Annotated in this window: 17 protein-coding genes; 4 read left to right on the top strand and 13 right to left on the bottom strand. The window is 74.3% G+C overall.

Going from position 1 to position 18,387, the window contains the following annotated elements:
- Positions 1-131 precede the first annotated feature (131 nt).
- From FHX44_RS19735 to FHX44_RS19720, 4 genes are read right to left on the bottom strand one after another with little or no spacing between them, the layout of a single operon-like run.
- Positions 132-626 (bottom strand): type III secretion system chaperone family protein, encoded by a 495-nt coding sequence (locus FHX44_RS19735; RefSeq protein ID WP_147257146.1) that lies wholly within the window; start codon positions 624-626, stop codon positions 132-134.
- A complete protein-coding gene (mshA, locus tag FHX44_RS19730; RefSeq protein ID WP_147257145.1) occupies positions 623-1,948 on the bottom strand; it encodes a D-inositol-3-phosphate glycosyltransferase in 1,326 nt (441 codons plus the stop codon). Before mshA ends, FHX44_RS19735 begins: the two co-directional genes overlap by 4 nt.
- A gap of 28 nt (positions 1,949-1,976) precedes the next feature.
- Positions 1,977-4,880 carry a sacsin N-terminal ATP-binding-like domain-containing protein gene (locus FHX44_RS19725; RefSeq protein ID WP_147257144.1) on the bottom strand — a complete coding sequence of 968 codons (2,904 nt, stop codon included), beginning with the start codon at positions 4,878-4,880 and terminating at the stop codon, positions 1,977-1,979.
- Positions 4,880-5,665 carry a DUF3027 domain-containing protein gene (locus FHX44_RS19720; RefSeq protein WP_147261318.1) on the bottom strand — a complete coding sequence of 262 codons (786 nt, stop codon included), beginning with the start codon at positions 5,663-5,665 and terminating at the stop codon, positions 4,880-4,882. Before FHX44_RS19720 ends, FHX44_RS19725 begins: the two co-directional genes overlap by 1 nt.
- An 18-nt stretch (positions 5,666-5,683) precedes the next feature.
- Between FHX44_RS19720 and FHX44_RS19715 the strand changes: the two genes are divergently transcribed.
- From FHX44_RS19715 to FHX44_RS19705, 3 genes are read left to right on the top strand one after another with little or no spacing between them, the layout of a single operon-like run.
- Positions 5,684-6,475, top strand: coding sequence for a glutaminyl-peptide cyclotransferase (locus FHX44_RS19715; RefSeq protein WP_147257143.1), 792 nt, complete (start codon positions 5,684-5,686; stop codon positions 6,473-6,475).
- Positions 6,476-6,521: 46 nt separating this feature from the next.
- Positions 6,522-8,126 (top strand): MFS transporter, encoded by a 1,605-nt coding sequence (locus FHX44_RS19710; protein WP_246170485.1) that lies wholly within the window; start codon positions 6,522-6,524, stop codon positions 8,124-8,126.
- Between the two features lie 25 nt (positions 8,127-8,151).
- Positions 8,152-8,628, top strand: coding sequence for a DUF2771 family protein (locus tag FHX44_RS19705; RefSeq protein ID WP_170308965.1), 477 nt, complete (start codon positions 8,152-8,154; stop codon positions 8,626-8,628).
- Positions 8,629-8,633: 5 nt separating this feature from the next.
- On the opposite strand, the gene FHX44_RS19700 is transcribed toward FHX44_RS19705, so the two are convergent.
- Both FHX44_RS19700 and FHX44_RS19695 read right to left on the bottom strand, forming a co-directional pair.
- Positions 8,634-9,020, bottom strand: coding sequence for a cold-shock protein (locus tag FHX44_RS19700; RefSeq protein ID WP_212613015.1), 387 nt, complete (start codon positions 9,018-9,020; stop codon positions 8,634-8,636).
- 222 nt (positions 9,021-9,242) lie between these two features.
- Positions 9,243-10,904, bottom strand: a complete 1,662-nt coding sequence (locus tag FHX44_RS19695; RefSeq protein ID WP_212612554.1) for an AMP-binding protein — start codon at positions 10,902-10,904, stop codon at positions 9,243-9,245.
- 121 nt (positions 10,905-11,025) lie between these two features.
- On the opposite strand from FHX44_RS19695, the gene serS reads away from it, so the two are divergent.
- A complete protein-coding gene (serS, locus tag FHX44_RS19690; protein WP_147257138.1) occupies positions 11,026-12,297 on the top strand; it encodes a serine--tRNA ligase in 1,272 nt (423 codons plus the stop codon).
- Between the two features lie 55 nt (positions 12,298-12,352).
- Here the strand turns inward: serS and FHX44_RS19685 are convergent, their stop codons facing one another.
- From FHX44_RS19685 to FHX44_RS19655, 7 genes are all read right to left on the bottom strand, one after another.
- Positions 12,353-12,958 (bottom strand): DJ-1/PfpI family protein, encoded by a 606-nt coding sequence (locus tag FHX44_RS19685; protein WP_147257137.1) that lies wholly within the window; start codon positions 12,956-12,958, stop codon positions 12,353-12,355.
- The gene (locus FHX44_RS19680; RefSeq protein WP_147257136.1) at positions 12,955-13,923 is read right to left on the bottom strand and encodes a GlxA family transcriptional regulator; all 969 of its coding nucleotides are present in this window, start codon (positions 13,921-13,923) and stop codon (positions 12,955-12,957) included. The genes FHX44_RS19685 and FHX44_RS19680 overlap by 4 nt, the downstream gene beginning before the upstream one ends.
- Before the next feature lie 74 nt (positions 13,924-13,997).
- A complete protein-coding gene (locus FHX44_RS19675) occupies positions 13,998-15,164 on the bottom strand; it encodes a S8 family peptidase (RefSeq protein WP_246170484.1) in 1,167 nt (388 codons plus the stop codon).
- A gap of 126 nt (positions 15,165-15,290) precedes the next feature.
- Positions 15,291-16,391, bottom strand: a complete 1,101-nt coding sequence (locus FHX44_RS19670) for a sulfate/molybdate ABC transporter ATP-binding protein (protein WP_147257134.1) — start codon at positions 16,389-16,391, stop codon at positions 15,291-15,293.
- A complete protein-coding gene (locus tag FHX44_RS19665) occupies positions 16,388-17,212 on the bottom strand; it encodes an ABC transporter permease (RefSeq protein WP_246170483.1) in 825 nt (274 codons plus the stop codon). The genes FHX44_RS19670 and FHX44_RS19665 overlap by 4 nt, the downstream gene beginning before the upstream one ends.
- The gene (gene modA, locus FHX44_RS19660) at positions 17,209-17,982 is read right to left on the bottom strand and encodes a molybdate ABC transporter substrate-binding protein (RefSeq protein WP_147257133.1); all 774 of its coding nucleotides are present in this window, start codon (positions 17,980-17,982) and stop codon (positions 17,209-17,211) included. The genes FHX44_RS19665 and modA overlap by 4 nt, the downstream gene beginning before the upstream one ends.
- Positions 17,979-18,383, bottom strand: a complete 405-nt coding sequence (locus FHX44_RS19655; protein ID WP_147257132.1) for a TOBE domain-containing protein — start codon at positions 18,381-18,383, stop codon at positions 17,979-17,981. Before FHX44_RS19655 ends, modA begins: the two co-directional genes overlap by 4 nt.
- Between the last annotated feature and the right edge of the window lie 4 nt (positions 18,384-18,387).

The raw sequence follows: 18,387 nt of genomic DNA, 5'->3' as shown, positions 1-18,387 counted from the left end.
GCACGGCGGGTTGGCCGCCGCGGATCACGATCCCGTCACGGCCCCGGCCGGTCCGCGAGACTCACCCGGCTCGAACGCAAGGCTCGCCCTCCCCGAACGGGGAGCTCGATGGCGCGCGACGCGGCGGCGGGTCAGGTGAACAGGTGCTCGAAGGCGCGGAGGTTGGCGAGGCTCTCGCCGCGGTCCTGGCGCCAGGCGTGCTCGCGGCGGATCGAGGTGGCGAAACCCAGCTCGAGCAGCGTGTTGAAGTCGCCGTCGGCGGCCTCGAGGACCTGGCCGAGCACGCGGTCGAGCTCCTCGGCCGTGACGGCGTGCAGGCCGACCCGGCCGATCAGGTGGATGTCGCCGACGCGGTCGAGCGCGTAGTGCACGCCGTAGAGCCGCGCGTTGCGCTGCAGCAGGAACCGGTAGACCGCGTCGTGGGCCTCGTCCGGCTGCCGGCAGACGAACGCCTGGACGAAGAGCGCGTGCTCGCGCACGAGGAGCCAGCAGTGGGTCTGCAGCCGGTTCGTGCCGGGCAGCGTCACGAGGAACTGGCCGGGCTCCCGACGGTGGTGGTCCACGCCGAGCTCGGCCAGCGCGGCGCCGACCGTGGCGTCGACGGCCTGTGGATCCGCTGCGGTCACCGCTCGATCATCCCGGCCGCCAGCCCGGCGCGCATGGCCTGCCGCTGGCGCTCGGCGGACTCGGCGGCCGCGTCGGCGTAGGTGCGGAGGAGCGAGTCGGCGGTGCGGTCCCACGAGAACCGGTGGGCGTGCTGCACGGTGTGAGCGGCCAGCTCGGCGCGGCGTCCGGGCACGAGCGCCACGGAGCCCAGCGCGTCGGCCCACTGCTCGTCGCCGTGGCCGTCGACGAGCAGGCCGGTGACGCCGTCGGCCACCGCGACCGGCAGCCCGCCCACCCGCGCAGCGATGACCGGGGTACCGCAGGCCTGCGCCTCCAGCGCGACGAGGCCGAACGACTCGTTGTGGCTCGGCACGGCGACGACGTCGGCGGCCCGGTAGACGTCGACGAGACCGTCGCGGGTCTGGGGCGGCAGGAAGCGCAGCACGTCGGTGATGCCGAGGGCGGAGCCGAGCCCCTGCAGGGCGGTGGGCTCGGCGAGACCGCTGCCCGACGGCCCGCCTGCGACGAGCACGACCAGCCGGGACCGCAGCGCCGGGTCGCGGCGGATCAGCTCGGCGGCGGCCCGCAGCAGCACGTGCGGCGCCTTGAGCGGCTGGATCCGCCCGGCGAACGCCAGCACGACGGCGTCCGGCGGAACGTCGAGCGCGCGGCGCGCCGCCGCCTGGTCTCCGGGGGTGAATCGGGCCAGGTCGACGCCGGGCGGGATCGCGACGGTGCGGCGCGGGTCGGCGTCGTAGAGCTCGACGAGCTGGCGCGTCTCCTCGTCGGTGTTGGTGACCAGCCGGTCGGCCTCGACCACGACCTGGTCCTCGCCGATCACGCGGACCATCGGCTCCGGCGAGTCGCCCGCGGCGAGCGCCGAGTTCTTGACCTTGGCGAGGGTGTGGGCGCTGTGCACGAGCGGCACGCCCCAGCGGTCCCGTGCCAGCCAGCCGACCTGACCGGACAGCCAGTAGTGCGAGTGCACGACGTCGTAGTAGCCGGGCTCCTGGTGGGCCTCGGTGCGCAGCACGCCGGCGGTGAAGGCGCACAGCTGTGCCGGCAGGTCGTGCTTGCCGAGGCCCTCGAACGGACCCGCGACGACGTGCCGCACGAGCACGCCGGGCGCGAGCTCCACGACAGGAGGGAGATCCGACGAGGTCGCGCGGGTGAAGATCTCGACAGCGACGCCGCGGCGGGCCATCCGGGTGGCGGTCTCCACGATGTAGACGTTCATGCCGCCTGCATCACCCGTGCCGGGCTGCTCCAGCGGCGAGGTGTGGACGGACAGCAGGCACACCCGGTCGGGTCGCCGCGGTGCGCCGGTGCGGGCGGAGGTCACGACCCTGTGTAGCACGCGGCGGGCCGCGTCAACCGGACGAGTCCGTTCCGGCCGGCTCCTCGGTGAGCAGGCCGAGCAGCGCGTGCACGGGGTCGCTCGCGTGCCACCGCCCCGACGTATCACGCCAGGCAGGGACGCGGAACCGGCCCGAATCCGGCCGTTTCACCTGCACCCACAGCTCGTCGTGGACGGTGAGCTCGCCCTCTGGCACCGGCATGTCGAGGGTGTGGCACGCCACGACGATCTCGGCGAGCTCGGCCCAGCGCACGTTCCGGCCGGCACCTTCGACGTCGGCCACGACCACGTCCGACGCGAGGGGGAGGTCGAGCAGGTCGGCCAGCGCCGACGGGTCGCCGCCGGTGGCGAGCTCTCCGGCCGGCAGCACCGCGGCGAGCCACGGCCGGTCCAGCACCATCGCGACGTCGACGTCCGCGACCGACCCGTCCAGGGCCCTGACGCGTTCGGGGAGCTCCAGGTCGACCGGGTCGACGCGGCCGTCGGCCACGGCGTCGGCGAGCTCGGCGTACGCCTCCGCGGCGAGCGCGACGTCCGGGGTGCGGTCCGGGTCGGCCAGCCGCGCCAGCAGGTCGGCGGCCGTCCACGTGTCGGGGACGCGCAGGTCGGCCCGCACCCCGATCGCGGCGAGAACGGCCTCGTCCGGGAGCCCGTCACCGGGCGGCGGGTCGTAGAGCGGGGCCAGGTCGGTTGCGGTCGGGAGCCGCCAGTGCGCCGGGCGGTGGGTGCCGATCCGGGCGTGCCGCCCGAGCCACCACGCCGTGTACGAGCCGGGCGCGGTGAGCGCGGCCCTGGTGTCCCGCTCGCCCGCGAGCAACGCGAGCGCAGCGGGCCACGCGTCGTCGGCCACGAGGTCCAGGTCGCGTACCGCCACGAGGCGCGTCGGCGGGGCCTCGCGCGCGTCCCACCAGCGCTCCTCGTCGTCGAGGTCGTGGTCGGGCGCCACCGGCTCCTCGTCGACGAGCACCGAGAACCCGTCCAGGACACCGACGGCGAGCAGCGCGGCCCGCGGCACACGGGCGGCGAACGCGGGGTCGAGCACGTCGAGCGGGACGTCCGGGGCCAGCAGCGGGCGCAGCGCGGCGTCCGGGAGCATGAGCTCGTCGGCCCGCGCGGGTAGGCCCTCGGCGTCGGGGAGGGCCAGTGCCGCGAGCGCATCGGGGGCGCTCCCGGTCTCGGCGACGAGCGCCAGCACCGCCTCCGCCAGCGGGCGGACGTCCAGCCCGGCCTCGGCGTCGTCCACCGACCGCTCGACGGCGTCGGTCAGCGCCGGGTGCTCCAGCAAGGCACCCGCCTCTGCGGCGCTCGCACCGAGCCGCTCCAGCAGGGGATGCACGGCCTCGGGATGCGCGATGTGCAGCCCGGGCAGCCCGAGAGCGGCGACCCGCTCCACACCACCGTCGGGGACTGCAGGCGGGAGCAGCACCGTCGCCGGCCCGGCCGCCGTCCGGCCGTCGGCCAGCGGGACGGGGAGGGCGCGCAGCTCGTCCGTCGCGCCCGGCATCGTGTCCGCGAGGGGTGCCACGGCCTCGTAGAGCGAGCGCCACCACGACGGCGGCTGATCCACCCCGAGCAGCCGCTGCACCAGCTCGGCGAGCGGCATCCGGTGCACGCCGAGCTCGGCCAGCACGGCCGGGTTGGTGCCCGGCGCGACCGGTGTGAGCAGCCGGTCGAACCCGGCGTCGGCGAGCAGCCCGGGCAGCGCAGCGGCCGGACCGTCGAGCGGCGGGACGTCCAGCCACTCCGCACGTCCCGGCGCGAGCTCAGCGCCCGTGACGGCGGGCAGCCACGCCGCGCCGCGCATGGCGTCGGAGAGCAGCTCACGCAGCTGCCCGTCCAGCTGCGAGCGGGGAAAGCCCGGCTGGGGCGCGAGCGTGAGGCGGGCCTCGGGAGCGACGGCGCGCACCAGGTCGACGTACGCCGCGGCGGCCGCGGCCAGCACCGCGTCGGCGGCCGGGCCCGGCCGCACACGGCGGCGGTCCGGCTCGAGTGGCACGGTCGCGATCAGCCGCGCGGGGAGCGAGAGCCGTTCCTCGGTGCCGGTCGGGGCATGCAGGACGTCGGCGTCCAGGGGGTCCGGGCCCCCGCCCGCGGTCAGCGGCAGCGCCCAGCACACCGACCAGTCCCGCCGCCCCCGCTGCTCGACGGCCTCCGCCCGCGCCGCGACGTCGTCGACGCGACCGGCCGCGCGGGCCAGGAGCCAGCGCCGCCCCGCGACCGTCACCTCGTCGGGACCGGGCCCGTCCGTGCGGGCCAAGACGAGCTCACCGACGACGATCTCGACGAGGTCGGGCAACGCGAGCAGCAGGTCGGCGGCTGCGTCGCGGGCCTCGGCGAGCAGGGCGGCCGCGTCGGCACCCGGTCGCAACGGCAACCGCACCTCGGTGTCGTAGCCGGCGAGCGGGGGTTCGTCGGTCGGCCAGACCAGCCGCAGGACCGGCGGCTCGTCGCGGAGCGCCAGCTCGGCCGCGGGCCCCGGGATCGCGGCGACCGCGGCGGCCGTGCGCTCCGCCGAGAACTCCACACCGCCGCCCGTGCTGAGCACCCGCGGGGCGGCCGACAGCGCCAGCACCGCCGCGAAACCGACGCCGAACCGGCCGACCGAGCTCGGGTCGTCCCGCTTCGCGGAAGCCCGCAACGACGCGAGCGCGGCGACGCCCGCGGCGTCCAGCGGCGCGCCGGTGTTGGCGACCGCCAGCTCGCCGTCACGGAATTCCACGCGCATGCGCCCCGGCACGCCCGCCGCACGCGCCGCGTCGGCGGCGTTCTGGGCGAGCTCGACGAACCACGCGTCGGCGTAGCCGCCGAGCCGCAGGTCCTCCTCTGCGTTGGCGTCCTCGCGGAAGCGGGTCGGCGAGTCCGCCCACGCGGAGAGGACGGCGGAACGCAGCTCCGCCGTGCGATGAGGATCGTCCACTACCGGCCGATCGGCTCCAGGTCGATGCCGTCGTCGTAGACGAGATCGGCGACGGCGACCGGCGACGTGGTGTCGGGTTGCACGTCGGAGTGGGCGCCGCAGCCGAAGCCCATGTCGACCACCGAGCCGTCGGCGGGCGAGTACTCGTTGCCGCACACCCCGAACTCGGCCCGCAGCGAGCCGGCGAGCGGGAAGAAGAAGCCGCAGGTGCCGCACGGTGCAGGGGCGGCGCGGGCCATGTCGGAGGCCGGGCCGTGCGGTCCATCGCGCCAGCGCCGCGCGGCCTCGTCGCGCCCGTGCCGGGAGGGCACGAGGCGTCGGCCCAGCCCCACCTCGAGGGCGACCTCCTCGACGGCCGGGTCGTCGGAGGCGATGTAACCCGGCACCAGCCGTGGATCGTCCTGCGGGGCGGGCAGCAGGTCGCCCACGCCGAGGTCGCCCGGCCGCACGCGCTCCTCCCACGGCACCCACGCAGGTGCCACGAGCGCGTCGGGGCCGGGGATGAGCACGACCTCGCTGACCGTGACGGGCGCGTCGTCGCCCGCCGTGGCCAGCGTGACGCACCAGCGCCAGCCCTGGTAGCCGCCCTGGGTGGCGGCGAAGTGGTGGCTGACGGCGTGGGGGCTCTCTGCGACGGCCTCCAGGTGGTCGCCGACGGCCCCGTCGGCGGCATGCGGGCCGAGGTCCGCCGCGGCCTCATCGACCGCCGCGGCCCGAGCCTGCTCCACCGCGTCCACGAGCCGGGCGGGCGGGTCGAGGGTCGGTACGGCGTTCACCGGAGGGATTGTGCCACCCTCTCCGCCATGACCTTCGGGCGTGCACTGCTCGGGGCGCTGGCACTGGCGCTGGCCGGGTGCGCCGCCGCGGCCCCGGCCCCCGCCCCGGACCCGGCCCCGGACGTGGAGCGGCTGCGCCCCACCGTGCTCGCCGAGCTGCCGCACGACACCGACGCGTTCACCCAGGGACTCGAGCTCGCCCCGGACGGGGCGCTGTACGAAGGCACCGGGCTGGCCGGGCGGTCCCGGCTGCGGGAGCTTGACCCGGCCACGGGCGAGGTCCGGCGCGAGGTGCCGCTGCCCGGCCGGTTGTTCGGCGAGGGCATCACCGTGGTCGACGACCGGATCTGGCAGCTCACCTGGCAGGACGGCGTCGCTCTCGAGTGGGACCGCGCCGGCCTGACGTTGCTGCGTCAGGTGCCGATCGACGGCGAGGGCTGGGGCCTGTGCCGCGACGGCGGCCGCCTCGTGCGCAGCGACGGCACCGACCGGCTGCGCTTCCACGACCCCGAGTCGTTCGCCGAGACCGGGTCGGTCGCCGTCACCCTCGACGGCGAGCCGGTCACCGAGATCAACGAGCTGGAATGCGTCGGCGGGCAGGTGTGGGCCAACGTCTGGCAGACCGACCGGATCGTGCGGATCGATCCGGCCGACGGCCGGGTCACGGCGGTCGTGGACGCCGCAGGGCTGCTCGACGACCAGCGCCGCGCGGGCGCCGACGTGCTCAACGGCATCGCCGCGCTCGGGGGCGACGAGTACCTCTTGACGGGGAAGCTCTGGCCGGCGGCGTTCCGGGTGCGCTTCACCCCCGGCGGATAGATCGCAAAAGGCCCCTGACGTCGCGCCGATGGGTCAGAATGGAGCCGTGGCCCGTCCCGAGTCGCCCCAGCCCCGCCCCGGCCATCGCGGCCGCCGCACGTGGGCCACGGACGACGACGGGCGCACGCCCACGCCGGACGAGCCCGACACCGACCGCTACGTGCCCCCCAGGCGCTACCCGTGGCACGACGACCCGGACTACGACCCGGCGGCCCACCGCCGCACGCCCCCACCGCGCACGTGGACACCGCCGCCCGCTCAGGACGAAATCGAGCCGCCCGCCGAGCCACCCGCCGAGCCCCCTGCCGAGCCGCCCACCCGGCGGATGCCGCGCAAGCTCACCGTCACCCGGGTGGCCGCGCTGCGCAGCCGAGAGCTGACCCAGGGCGGCATCCGGGCGTTCCACCGCGCCACCACGGCCGACGGGGCCGACCGCTCCGGCCTCACCGCGCTCACCTACGCCACGATGATGACCTACGCGGTCGACGCCGCCGTGGCCGTCGCGCTGGCCAACACGCTGTTCTTCGCCGCTGCAACGGCCGAGAGCAAGACGAACGTCGCGCTCTACCTGATCATCACCGTGGCGCCGTTCGCGGTGGTGGCACCGGTGATCGGGCCGATGCTCGACCGCCTGCAACGGGGCCGGCGGGCCGCGCTCGCCGTCTCGTTCGCCGGACGGGCGGTGCTCGCCGTCGTGATGGCCTTCAACTACGAGAACTGGCTCCTGTACCCGGCTGCGCTGGGCGCGATGGTGCTGAGCAAGTCGTTCGCGGTGCTCAAGGCGGCCGTCACACCACGGGTGCTGCCGAGCGCGATCACGCTGGTCACCACGAACTCCCGGCTCACCACGTTCGGGCTGGTCGCAGGCGGCGTCGGGGGCGCGGTGGCGGCGGGCGTCGCCTGGCTGTGGGACTCGCCGGGCGCGCTGATCTTCACCGCGGTCCTCGCGGTGGCGGGCACGGTCGTGTGCCTGCGCATCCCGCGCTGGGTCGAGTCCACCATCGGCGAGGTCGCCGCCACCCTGCGCACCACAGCGCGCGGCAGGCGCACCCCGATGGGCAGGCACGTCACGGTGGCGCTGTGGGGCAACGGCGCGGTCCGGATCCTCACCGGGTTCCTCACGCTGTACGTCGCGTTCGTGGTGCGGGAGCAGTCGGAGGCCGACCCGGCATGGCAGCTCTTCCTGATCGGCATAGTCGGCGCCGCGGCCGGCCTCGGCTCGTTCACCGGCAACGCGGCGGGCGCCAGGCGCCAGTTCCTCAGGTCTGACGCCGTGATCATGTCGTGCGTCACGGCGGCCGTCGTCGTCAGCGCCGTGGCCGCGCTGCTGCCGGGCATCGCCACCGCCGCGCTCGTCGGCCTGATCGGCGCCGCGGCCAGCGCGCTCGCGAAGGTCTGCCTCGACGCGGTGATCCAGCGCGATCTCCCCGAGGAGTCCAGGGCGTCCGCGTTCGGGCGCTCGGAGACCGTGCTCGCGCTCGCGTGGGTCTTCGGCGGGGCGGTGGGCGTGCTGCTGCCGCACGACACGTTCTGGCTCGGCTTCGCGGTGATCGCCGCGGTCGTCGCACTCGCCGGGGCGCAGTCGGCGCTGGTGGCCCGTGGCCGCAGCCTCCTGCCGTTCCTCGGCCACCGGGTTCCGAGGACCGGGTGAACCGCGCTTCCGTACGGTGGTGCGCGTGCCGCGCCGCCTGCTCGCCGTCCCCGTCGCCGCGCTGATCCTCGCCGGCTGCGGGGCCACGGATCCGCCGCCGCCACCCCAGGTGACGTTCACGGCGGGCGCGGCCAGCGTCGTCGCCCGCCCCGCTCAGTACTGCGACGTCGAGCTCACGCAGTGCCTCACCGACGTCGCCGCCCCGGTGCGGTTCGCCGTGCCACCGGGCACCCCGGTGCAGGTCACGGTCCCACCGGAGATCGCGGAGACGCCCTGGCAGGTCGTGTTCAGCTACGCGGACGCGGCGGGCACCGCGACCGACGAGCGCAGCCCCGTGTTCGCCCCGAACGCGCGCAGCGACTGGACGCTGCAACTGGGCGGGCCGGAAGACCGGCTGCTCACCGCAGAGGTGCAGCAGTACGGACCACCCCCGCAGCCGAACCCCCAGACCGGGGAGATGGAGTTCCCGATCCGGGCGAGCTGGGTGCTGAACGCGAGCTAACCCGCCTAGCCGTCGAGGTCGCGGGCCACCGCGCGCACGACGTCGGCGGAGAGCTTGCACGTGCGGCGGTCCGGGTAGCGGCCCCGGCGCAGGTCCGGCTGGACCTTCGTCTCGAGCAACCGGATCATGTCCTCGATCAGGCTGTGCAGGTCCTCGGCCGGTCGCCGCGTGGCCTCGACGACGGACGGCGGCTTGTCGACGAGCCGCACCGACAGCGCTTGCGGCCCGCGCCTGCCCTCCGCCATCCCGAACTCGACGCGCTGGCCCGCCTTGAGCGCCTGCACCCCGGCCGGCAGCGCGGCCTTGCGGACGTAGACGTCCTCGCCGCCGTCCTGAGCGAGGAACCCGAAGCCCTTGTCGGCGTCGTACCACTTGACCCTGCCGGTCGGCACCCTGCTCACCCGTTCCTCGATCGAACCCGACGTCATGCGGCGCCACGGCGGACCGCATGACGAACGCGCCCCGAGATGCCGGGCCGCCACTTGGTCGGCCCATCGAGCGACACCGGGACGCGTGCGCCCCACCCTAGTCCGAGCGACCCACGACGCGCACCCGTTCAATTCCCGCCAATCCGACGGCGGCGCATCCGGGAGAGCCTCGTGGCACTGCCCCGGTCAGGCGTTGCGGACCCTCGCGGCGTCCCCCAGGTCCAGCAGCTCCACGCTCTTCTCCCGCATCTCCACCTTCCGGACCTTGCCGGTGACGGTCATCGGAAAGGAGTCGACCGCCAGCACGTAGCGGGGGATCTTGTAGTGGGCCAGCTTGCCGGCGGCGAACTCGCGCAGGGCCTCGGCGGTGAGCTCCGGCGCGCCCTCCCGCAGCGTCACCCAGGCGCACAGCTCCTCGCCGTACCGCTCGTCGGGAACGCCGACGACCTGCGCGTCGAGGACGTCCGGGTGGGTGTAGAGGAACTCCTCGATCTCCCGCGGGTAGATGTTCTCCCCGCCGCGGATCACCATGTCCTTGATCCGGCCGGTGATGTTGACGTAGCCGTCGGCGTCCATCACGCCGAGGTCACCGGTGTGCATCCAGCGGGCCCGGTCGATCGCCTCGGCGGTCTTCTCCGGCTCCTCCCAGTACCCGAGCATCACCGAGTAGCCGCGGGTGCACAGCTCGCCGGGCTCGCCGCGGGGCAGGGTCAGGCCGGTCTCCGGATCGACGATCTTGACCTCGACGTGCGGGTGCACCCGCCCGACCGTCGACACCCGCCGCTCCAGCGAGTCGTCGGCGCGGGTCTGGGTGGAGACCGGTGACGTCTCGGTCATGCCGTAGCAGATCGTCACCTCGGTCATGCCCATCCGGTCCACGACCTGCTTCATGACCTCCACCGGGCACGGCGAGCCGGCCATGATCCCGGTGCGCAGCGACGACAGGTCGTAGGAGTCGAAGTCGGGGGCGTTCAGCTCCGCGATGAACATCGTGGGGACGCCGTACAGCGACGTGCAGCGCTCCTGCGCGACGGCCTTCAGCGTGGCCTTCGGGTCGAAGCCGGGGCCGGGGATCACCATCGTCGCGCCGTTCGTCGTGCAGCCGAGGTTGCCCATCACCATGCCGAAGCAGTGGTAGAAGGGCACGGGGATGCACACCCGGTCGTCGGAGGTGTAGCCGCACAGCCGTCCCACGAAGTAGCCGTTGTTGAGGATGTTGTGGTGGGACAGCGTGGCGCCCTTCGGGAAGCCCGTCGTCCCGGACGTGTACTGGATGTTGATCGGGTCGTCCGGGCTCAACGCCGCCTGCAGGCGGGCGAGCTCGGCGCGGTCGCCGCCGCGGCCGTCGGCCATCAGCTCGTCCCAGTTCGGCCGCCCGATGAGGATCACCTGCCGCAGCGCGGGGCAGTTCGACCGGACGTCCTTGATCATCGCCTCGTAGTCGGACGTCTTGAAGCTCGGCGTGGCCACGAGCATCGAGATCCCGGCCTGGTTCAGCACGTACTCCAGCTCGTGCGTGCGGTAGGCCGGGTTGATGTTGACCAGGATCGCCCCGAGCTTCGCGGTGGCGAACTGGACCAGCGTCCACTCGGGGAGGTTGGGCGCCCAGATGCCGATCCGGTCGCCCTTCACGACGCCTGCCGCGTGCAGGCCGAGTGCGAGCGCGTCGACGTCCTCGCGCAGCTGCCCGTAGGTCCACCGCCGCCCGCTCGGCACGTCCACGAGCGCCTCGGCGTCGGGACGGGCGGCGGCGGTGCGGTCGAAGTTGTCCCCGATGGTGTCGCCGAGCAGCGGGACGTCGGACGTCCCGGAGGCGTACGACGGAACGGCGGGTGCGGCAGCGGACACGGCGATGGGTCCTTTCGACGTCATCGGCGGTGGGTGCCGCTCATCCTGCGACGGCCGATCCGCCCTCGCCACCTCCGGATGGGGAGGAAACCCGCTCGCGGTCGGCCGATACCCTCGGAAGATGCACGATCCGCGGGTGCTTCTCGACCCTGCCACCGACGCCGTCCGCAAGCTCGCCCGGCGGGGCTACACGCTGGACGTGGCGTCCCTGGAGAAGCTGCTGGCCTCCCGCAACTCGGCCATCCAACGGGGCGACGAGGCACGTGCCGAGTCGAAGCGCGTCGCCACCGCCGTCAAGGGCGCCGCGCCCGAGGAGCGCGAGTCGCTGGTCGCCCGCGCCCGCGAGCTCAAGGCCGTCGTCTCGGCGGCGGAGGACGAGCACCGCACCGCGGAGTCCGAGCTGCAGGAACTCCTGCTCGGCATCCCCAACCTGCCCGCCGACGAGCTGCCCGACGGCGCGAGCGACGAGGACGCCGAGCAGGTGCGCACGTGGGGCGAGCCGCAGGAGTTCGACTTCGCCCCGCTCGACCACGTCGACCTCGGGGAGAAGCTCGGCATCCTCGACCTACCCCGGGCCACCAAGCTCGCCGGGCCGCGGTTCGCGGTGCTGCGCGGCAAGGGGGCGGCGCTCGAGCGGGCGATCGCGCGTTACCTGCTCGACCTGCACACCGATCGGCACGGGTACACGGAGTTCTCGGTGCCCACCCTCGTCAATCGCGTCACGATGACGGGAACGGGCCAGCTGCCGAAGTTCGAGCAGGACCTGTTCAAGACGGGCGTGGCCGACCGCGAGCTCTTCCTCATCCCCACCGCCGAGGTACCGCTCACGAACCTGCACGCGAAGGAGACGCTCGAGCTCGAGCAGCTGCCGCTCGCGTACACCGCACACACGCCGTGCTTCCGCTCGGAGGCCGGCTCGTACGGCAAGGACACGCGCGGCCTGATCCGGCTGCACGAGTTCTCGAAGGTGGAGCTCGTGCGCATCGCCGACGCCGAGCGCTCGCGCGAGGAGCTCGAAGTGCTGCTCGGGCACGCCGAGGCCGCGATGCGGGGCCTCGGCCTCGCCTACCGCGTGGTGAAGCTCGCCGCAGGCGACATCGGCTTCTCGGCGGAGTTCACCTACGACATCGAGGTGTGGCTGCCCGGGCAGGGCGCCTACCGGGAGATCAGCTCGGTGTCGGACTTCGGCACCTTCCAGGCCCGCCGCGCCGGCATCCGCACGAAGGCCAAGGACGGCAGGCGCGGCTTCGCCGCCACTCTCAACGGGTCCGGGCTGCCGATCGGGCGCACGCTCGTCGCGGTGCTGGAGCAGGGGCAGCAGGCCGACGGCTCGGTCCGCCTGCCGGAGGCCTTGGTCCCGTACGCGGGCTTCGAGGTGCTCGAGCCGGCCTGAGACGGCGACTCGGGTACCCCGAGAGCGCCGCTCGCTGGGCGTGACTCCCTTCGGTTCAGGCGAGCGGCTCGTCGGCGAGGTAGGGCGGGGCGGGCTCGTACTGGACGTACCGGCGCACCCGGTGCGCGTGGTCGCGGCCGTGCAGGCGACCCACCAGCCACAGCGCCATGTCGATGCCGGCGGACACGCCCTGGCTCGTGACGACGTTGCCGTCCACGACGTAGCGGGCGTCGCGGACGACGATGACGTCGCCCGTCGCTTCGAGGCGGTCCTCGTAGGCGAAGTGCGTGGCCACGCGGCGGCCGTGCGCCACGCCCGATGCGTGCAGGAGCGCGGCACCGGTGCAAACACTGGTCACCCAGGACGCCTCGGCGGCCACCTTGGTGATCCAGCCGGTGACCACGGGGTTGTGCACCTGGGTCTCGCGGGCGCCGTTGCCACCCGGCACCAGCAGCACGTCCAGCGGTGGGTGGTCGTCGAGCGTGTGGTCGGGCAGCACCCGCATGCCCTTGTTGCAGCGGACGGGGTCGGTGGTCTCCGCGATCAGCACGGCGGTGTCGGCGCCATCGCGCAGCATCGACGACGCGGTGAAGATCTCCCACGGGCCGACGAAGTCCAGCTCCTCGGCCCGGTCGAAGATCAGCAGTCCGTAGGTGGTCACGCGTACTCCCTCATCGATCGGAATCGTTCGCGGTAGTCGGACGGGGCGACGCCGATGTGGCGGTGGAACGCGCGACGCAGCGACTCGCCCGTGCCGAAGCCCAGGCGGCGCGCGATCGCCTCGACGGGGTCGTCGGCCTCGGCGAGCACCCGGCGCGCGGCCTCGATCCGCACCCGTTCCACGTACGCGGCGGGCGGCATGCCCAGCTCGGCGGTGAACCTGCGTTGCAGGTGGCGCGGGCTGAGCCCGGCACGGGCCGCCAGGTCGGAGATGCCGTGCGGCCCGCCGGGGTCGGCGTTCACCGCAGCCACCGCCGTCCGGATGGGGTCGCTGGCCGGGCGCACCGCCCACAGCGGCACGCTGAACTGCGACTGGCTGCCCGGACGGCGCAGGAACAGCACCAGCTCCTGGGCGACCGCGTGCGCCACGTCGCGTCCGTGGTCGTCCTCCACCAGCGCGAGGGCGAGGTCCATGCCCGCGGTGACGCCCGCGGACGTCCAGACCCGGCCGTCCCGGATGAAGATCGGGTCGCAGTCGACGGTCACCTCGGGGTGTTCGCGGCGCAGCTGCTCCTCGCGCCTCCAGTGCGTCGTGACCCGCCGCCCGCTGAGCACGCCCGCCGCGGCCAACAGGAAGGCGCCGCTGCAGACCGACGTCACGCGGCGCGCCCCGGCGGCCGCAGCGGCGATCCAGCCGACCAGCGCCAGGTCCGCGCGGGCCTGGTCGACCCCGAACCCGCCCGTGACGACGAGCGTGTCGATCCCGTCGGGCTCGAGGTCCGCCACCGCGTGCTCGGCGTGGACGGGCAGCCCGCTGTTCGCCCGGACGAGGCCCGATGTGGGCGCCACGATCCGGCACTCGTAGCCGCCGTCGGTCAGCACGGCCGCGTGGGCGAACACCTCGTGCGGACCCACGAGGTCCAGTGGTTGGAACCCGTCGTAGATCACGAGGGCGACGCGGCGCATGCCATCCAGGCTGGTCAGTCAGCGCTCATGGCGTCAACGACGGGCAGCCCACACCTTGCGCCATCGGCTCGGCGTCAGAGCCCGCCGGTGTTGAGCAGCCGATTGGGCGTGCCGCCGGTCTCGCCGCCGCCCACCACGCCGGGCGTGGCGTGCTCGATGATCCACTTCTCGATCACGTCGCTCGGGGTGTCGCCGTAGGTCTGCTTGTACAGCGCGGCGACGCCAGCGGCGTGCGGCGCGGCCATCGACGTGCCCGTGTAGGACGCCGTTCCGCCGCCGGGCACCGTCGAGCGGATGCTCGTGCCGGGCGCGTAGAGGTCCACGCAGCGGCCCGTGGACGAGCTGGCCGCGCGCTGGTCCTCGATCGTGGAGTTGGCGACGACGAGGACGCCGGGAACCGCTCGGGGAGCCACCGTGCAGTCGTCGGCCCCCGAGTTGCCTGCCGACGAGGCCACGAACACCCCCCTGCCGACGAGCCCGGCCACCGCCGAGAGCAGCACATCCGACCCGCCGTAGCTCCACGACATGACCGCCACGGCAGGCGGCTGGGCGTTGGTCGCGACGTGGTCGATCCCGGCGAGCAGCGACGAGAGGGTGCCCGCCCCGGTGCAGTCGAGCACCTTCACCGAGCGCACCCGCGCCTTCTTGGCCACGCCGTGGTCCCGGGACGCCGCGATGCCGGCCACGACGGTGCCGTGCCCGTCGCAGTCGCGGTCGTCCTCGTCCACGGTGTTCAGCACCCACTCCGCCCGCCCCTCGAACTGGGGGTGCGCGACGTCCACGCCGGTGTCCAGCACGTACACGGTGACGCCCTCTCCGGTCGCCTTCGTCGTGTAGCGGTGGTCGAGGGGGAGCCCGCGCTGGTCGATGCGGTCGAGGCCCCAGTTGGGCGGGTCGGGCTGCTCTCCCTCGGTGAGGTCCGGCTCGCGCTTGGGATCGAGCGGCACGACCCGCCGGTCCTCCTCCACCCCGAGCACCCCGCTGCGCGCTCGCAGCCGGTCGACCTGGGCGGGGGTCAACCGGGCCGCGAAACCGGCGAAGGCGTGGTCGAAGGTCACGGTCGGCCGGACACCGAGGTCGGCGGCCGCGGCCGTCGCGTCGGCGGTGGTGCGGGCGTGCACGACGTAGGCCATCGCATCACCGAGGTCGTCCCGGGCCTCCGCACTCCCGGGCAGCGTGACCGCGACGACCAGCTGCAGCACGATCACCACAGGGGCGATGCGCAGGAGGAACCGCGTCACGGTCAGCGACGCTACGGATCTTGCACGGGTGGGAACAGAGCACGATCGTGGCTGGTGTGACATGTGTGACCTATGGTGTGACGCGGCGTTCCGGCGTTCCCGGCACGGGGTACAGCGTCGGGCGAATCAGGAGGTTGCGTCTCCGGCCGCGTGGATCGCCACCTCGGTGGCCTTCACCGCGAACCACACCCGCGCCCCCGGCTCCGCGCCGAGCTCGGCCACCGCGGCTGGGGTGATGTCGGCGGCGAGGCCGTCCACCCACGCCGGCCCACCGGGCGCCGCCGCGGCCCGCAGGCGCACGACGTCGCCGTGCGGTTCGATCGCCGCCACCTGCACGGGCAGCACGTTGCGAGGGCTGCCGTGCGGGCGCTCGGCGAACACCGCCACCGCCGACGGCGGGAACACCGCGACGGCCGGCTCGCCCTCGACGAGTCCACCGTCCCGGCCGGCGACGACGGTGCCGTCCGGGGCGAGCAGGCCGTCGGGGCAGGCGGTGCCGGGCACCAGGTCGAGTCCGGCGATCCGCGCCGTGAACGGGCTGCGCGGGCGGGCCAGCACCTCCCGCGTCGGCCCCTGCTCGACGACCCGGCCGCCGGTGAGCACGACGACCCGGTCCGCCAGCACGAGCGCGTCGAGGGCGGAGTGCGTGACCAGCACGGCGGTCTGGCCGGCCGCGCGCACCACCCGTCGCAGCAGCGAGCGCATGGCGGGCGTCGCGTCCACGTCCAACGCCGCGAGGGGCTCGTCGAGCAGCAACAGGTCCGGGCGCGGCGCGAGCGCGCGGGCCAGCGCCACCCGCTGCTGCTGACCGCCCGACATCCGAGCCGGACGACGGTCGGCGAGCTCGCCCGCGTCCACGGCGGCGAGCAGCTCCTTCGCCCGCAGCTCGGCCTCCCGTCGCGAGACGCCCTGGGCCCGCGGCCCGAACGCGACGTTGCCGAGCGCGGTGAGGTGCGGGAACAGCAGCGGTTCCTGCGCGAGCAGGCCGACACCGCGCTGGTGCGGCGGCACGTGCACGCCGGCGGCCGGGTCGGCGACGGTGGTGTCCCCGAGCCGGACGTGCCCCTCGTCGGGGCGCAGCAGCCCGGCCAGCACACCGAGCAGCGTGGACTTGCCTGCGCCGTTCGGTCCGAGCACCGCGAGCACCTCGCCCGTGGCCGCCTGCAACGTCACGTCCAGCGTGAACGTGGAGCGCCGGACGACGACGTGCGCGTCGAGGGCCGTCACCGGATCCCCTCGACGGTCCGGGGACGGGCGAACGCGATCACGACGACCGCCACCACGACGAGCAGCAACGACAGCGCCACCGCCGCGTCCACGTCGCTCTCCCGTTCCAGGTAGACCAGCAGCGGGAGCGTGCGGGTCGTGCCCTGCAGGCTGCCGGAGAAGGCGATCGTCGCCCCGAACTCGCCGAGGCAGCGGGCGAATGCCAGTACCGCTCCGGACGCGAGGCCCGGCAGCACCAGCGGCACCGTGACGCGGCGGAAGGCGAGCCAGGGGGCGGCACCGAGCGTGGCCGCGACCGCCTCGTACCGGCGCCCCGCGGTGCGCAGCGACCCCTCCAGGCTCACCACGAGGAACGGCAGTGCCACGAACGTCTGCGCGAGCACCACCGACGCCGTCGTGAACGGCACCGTGATCCCGAACGCGAGGTCGAGCCCCCGTCCGACGAGCCCGGTGCGGCCCAGCAGGAAGAGCAGCGCGAGCCCTCCGACCACGGGTGGCAGCACCAGCGGCAACAACACGACCGACCGCAACACCCGCAGTCCACGCACCCGCCCCCTGGCCAGCACCACGGCGAGCGGGCCGCCGAGCACGATGCACAGCAGCGTCGAGATCCCGGCCGTCAGCAGCGAGAGCCGCAGCGCGTCGAGGGCGGACTCACTGAGCAGCAGCTCGGGGAGCCGCGGCCAGTCCGCACGCAGCGCGAGCCCCGCGACCGGCAACGCGATCAGCGCGAACGCGAGCGCGGCCGGCACCCAGAGGAGCCGGGGCAGCCCGACGCCGGTCTCGTGGTCGTCGGAGCGGCGCACCGCGGGCCGGGTCACGGACTGCCGAAGCCCGCCGATCCCAGCACCGCACGCCCCTCGGCTCCCGTCACGAGCTCCTGGAACGCGCGGGCGAGATCCGCATTGGGCGCGTCGGCGATCACCGCGATCGGGTAGTCGTTGACCGCCTGCGCCGCCTCCGGGAACCCGACGCCCTGCACGTCGTCCCCCGCGGCACGGACGTCGGTGGCGTAGACCAGGCCGGCGTCGGCATTGCCGGTGGTGACCTTCCCGAGCGTCGACTTGACGTCCGGCTCCTCGCTCACGGGGATCAGCGTCACGCCCGTGGTCTGCTCGATCTTCTCGGCGGCCGCTCCGCACGGCACCTGCGGAGCGCAGACCACGACCTTCAGGTCGGGACGGGCGAGATCGGCGAACGACGCGATCCCGGCCGGGTTGCCGGGCGGGGTGACGATCTCCAGGACGTTCGTGGCGAACACGGTGGGCTCGCCGTCGACGAGCCCGGCGTCGGACACGGTCGTCATCGTCGAGGTGTTGGCCGCGGCGAACAGGTCGGCCGGGCCGCCGTTGACGATCTGCTGCGCCAGGTCCGAGGACGCGCCGAAGTTGAACACGACGTCGACGCCCGGGTGGACCTCCTCGAACCGCGGCTCGAGCTCGCTGAACACCTCGGTGAGCGACGCGGCGGCGAACACCGTGAGCGTCCGCTGCTCGGGCTGCTGCGGGCCGGACGACCCCCCGCCGCCCGCCCCGCCGCAGCCTGCGAGCAGCACCGCCAGCGCGACCGCAGACGCCGTCCGGAGCCTCATGAACTCGCTCCCGGGGTCTCGACTACCACCGTGGTCGACTTGATCACGGCCACGGCGAGCGCGCCGGGCTCGAGGCCCATCTCCCGCACGGCCTCGCTGGACATCAGCGAGACGATGCGGTGCGGGCCGCACTGCATCTCCACCTGCGCCATCACCCGGTCGGCGACCACGGACGTGACGAGGCCGACCAGCCGGTTGCGCGCGGAGCTCTGCACGTCGGACGGGTCCGGGGGTGCGGTCGCGTGGTCGCGGGCGAATGCCGCGAGCGCGGCTCCGTCGATGACCTTGCGATTCGACGCGTCGACCTGCACCGGCAGCGCGCCCGCATCGACCCAGCGACGTACGGTGTCGTCGCTGACGCCGAGCAGCCGCGCGGCGTCGGCAATCCTGAACTGCGGCACGATC

The organism is Pseudonocardia hierapolitana (genome assembly GCF_007994075.1).
GTDB lineage: Bacteria > Actinomycetota > Actinomycetes > Mycobacteriales > Pseudonocardiaceae > Pseudonocardia > Pseudonocardia hierapolitana.
The sequence above is the reverse complement of the archived record's forward strand: the minus strand, read 5'-3'. Positions and strand labels throughout refer to the sequence as shown.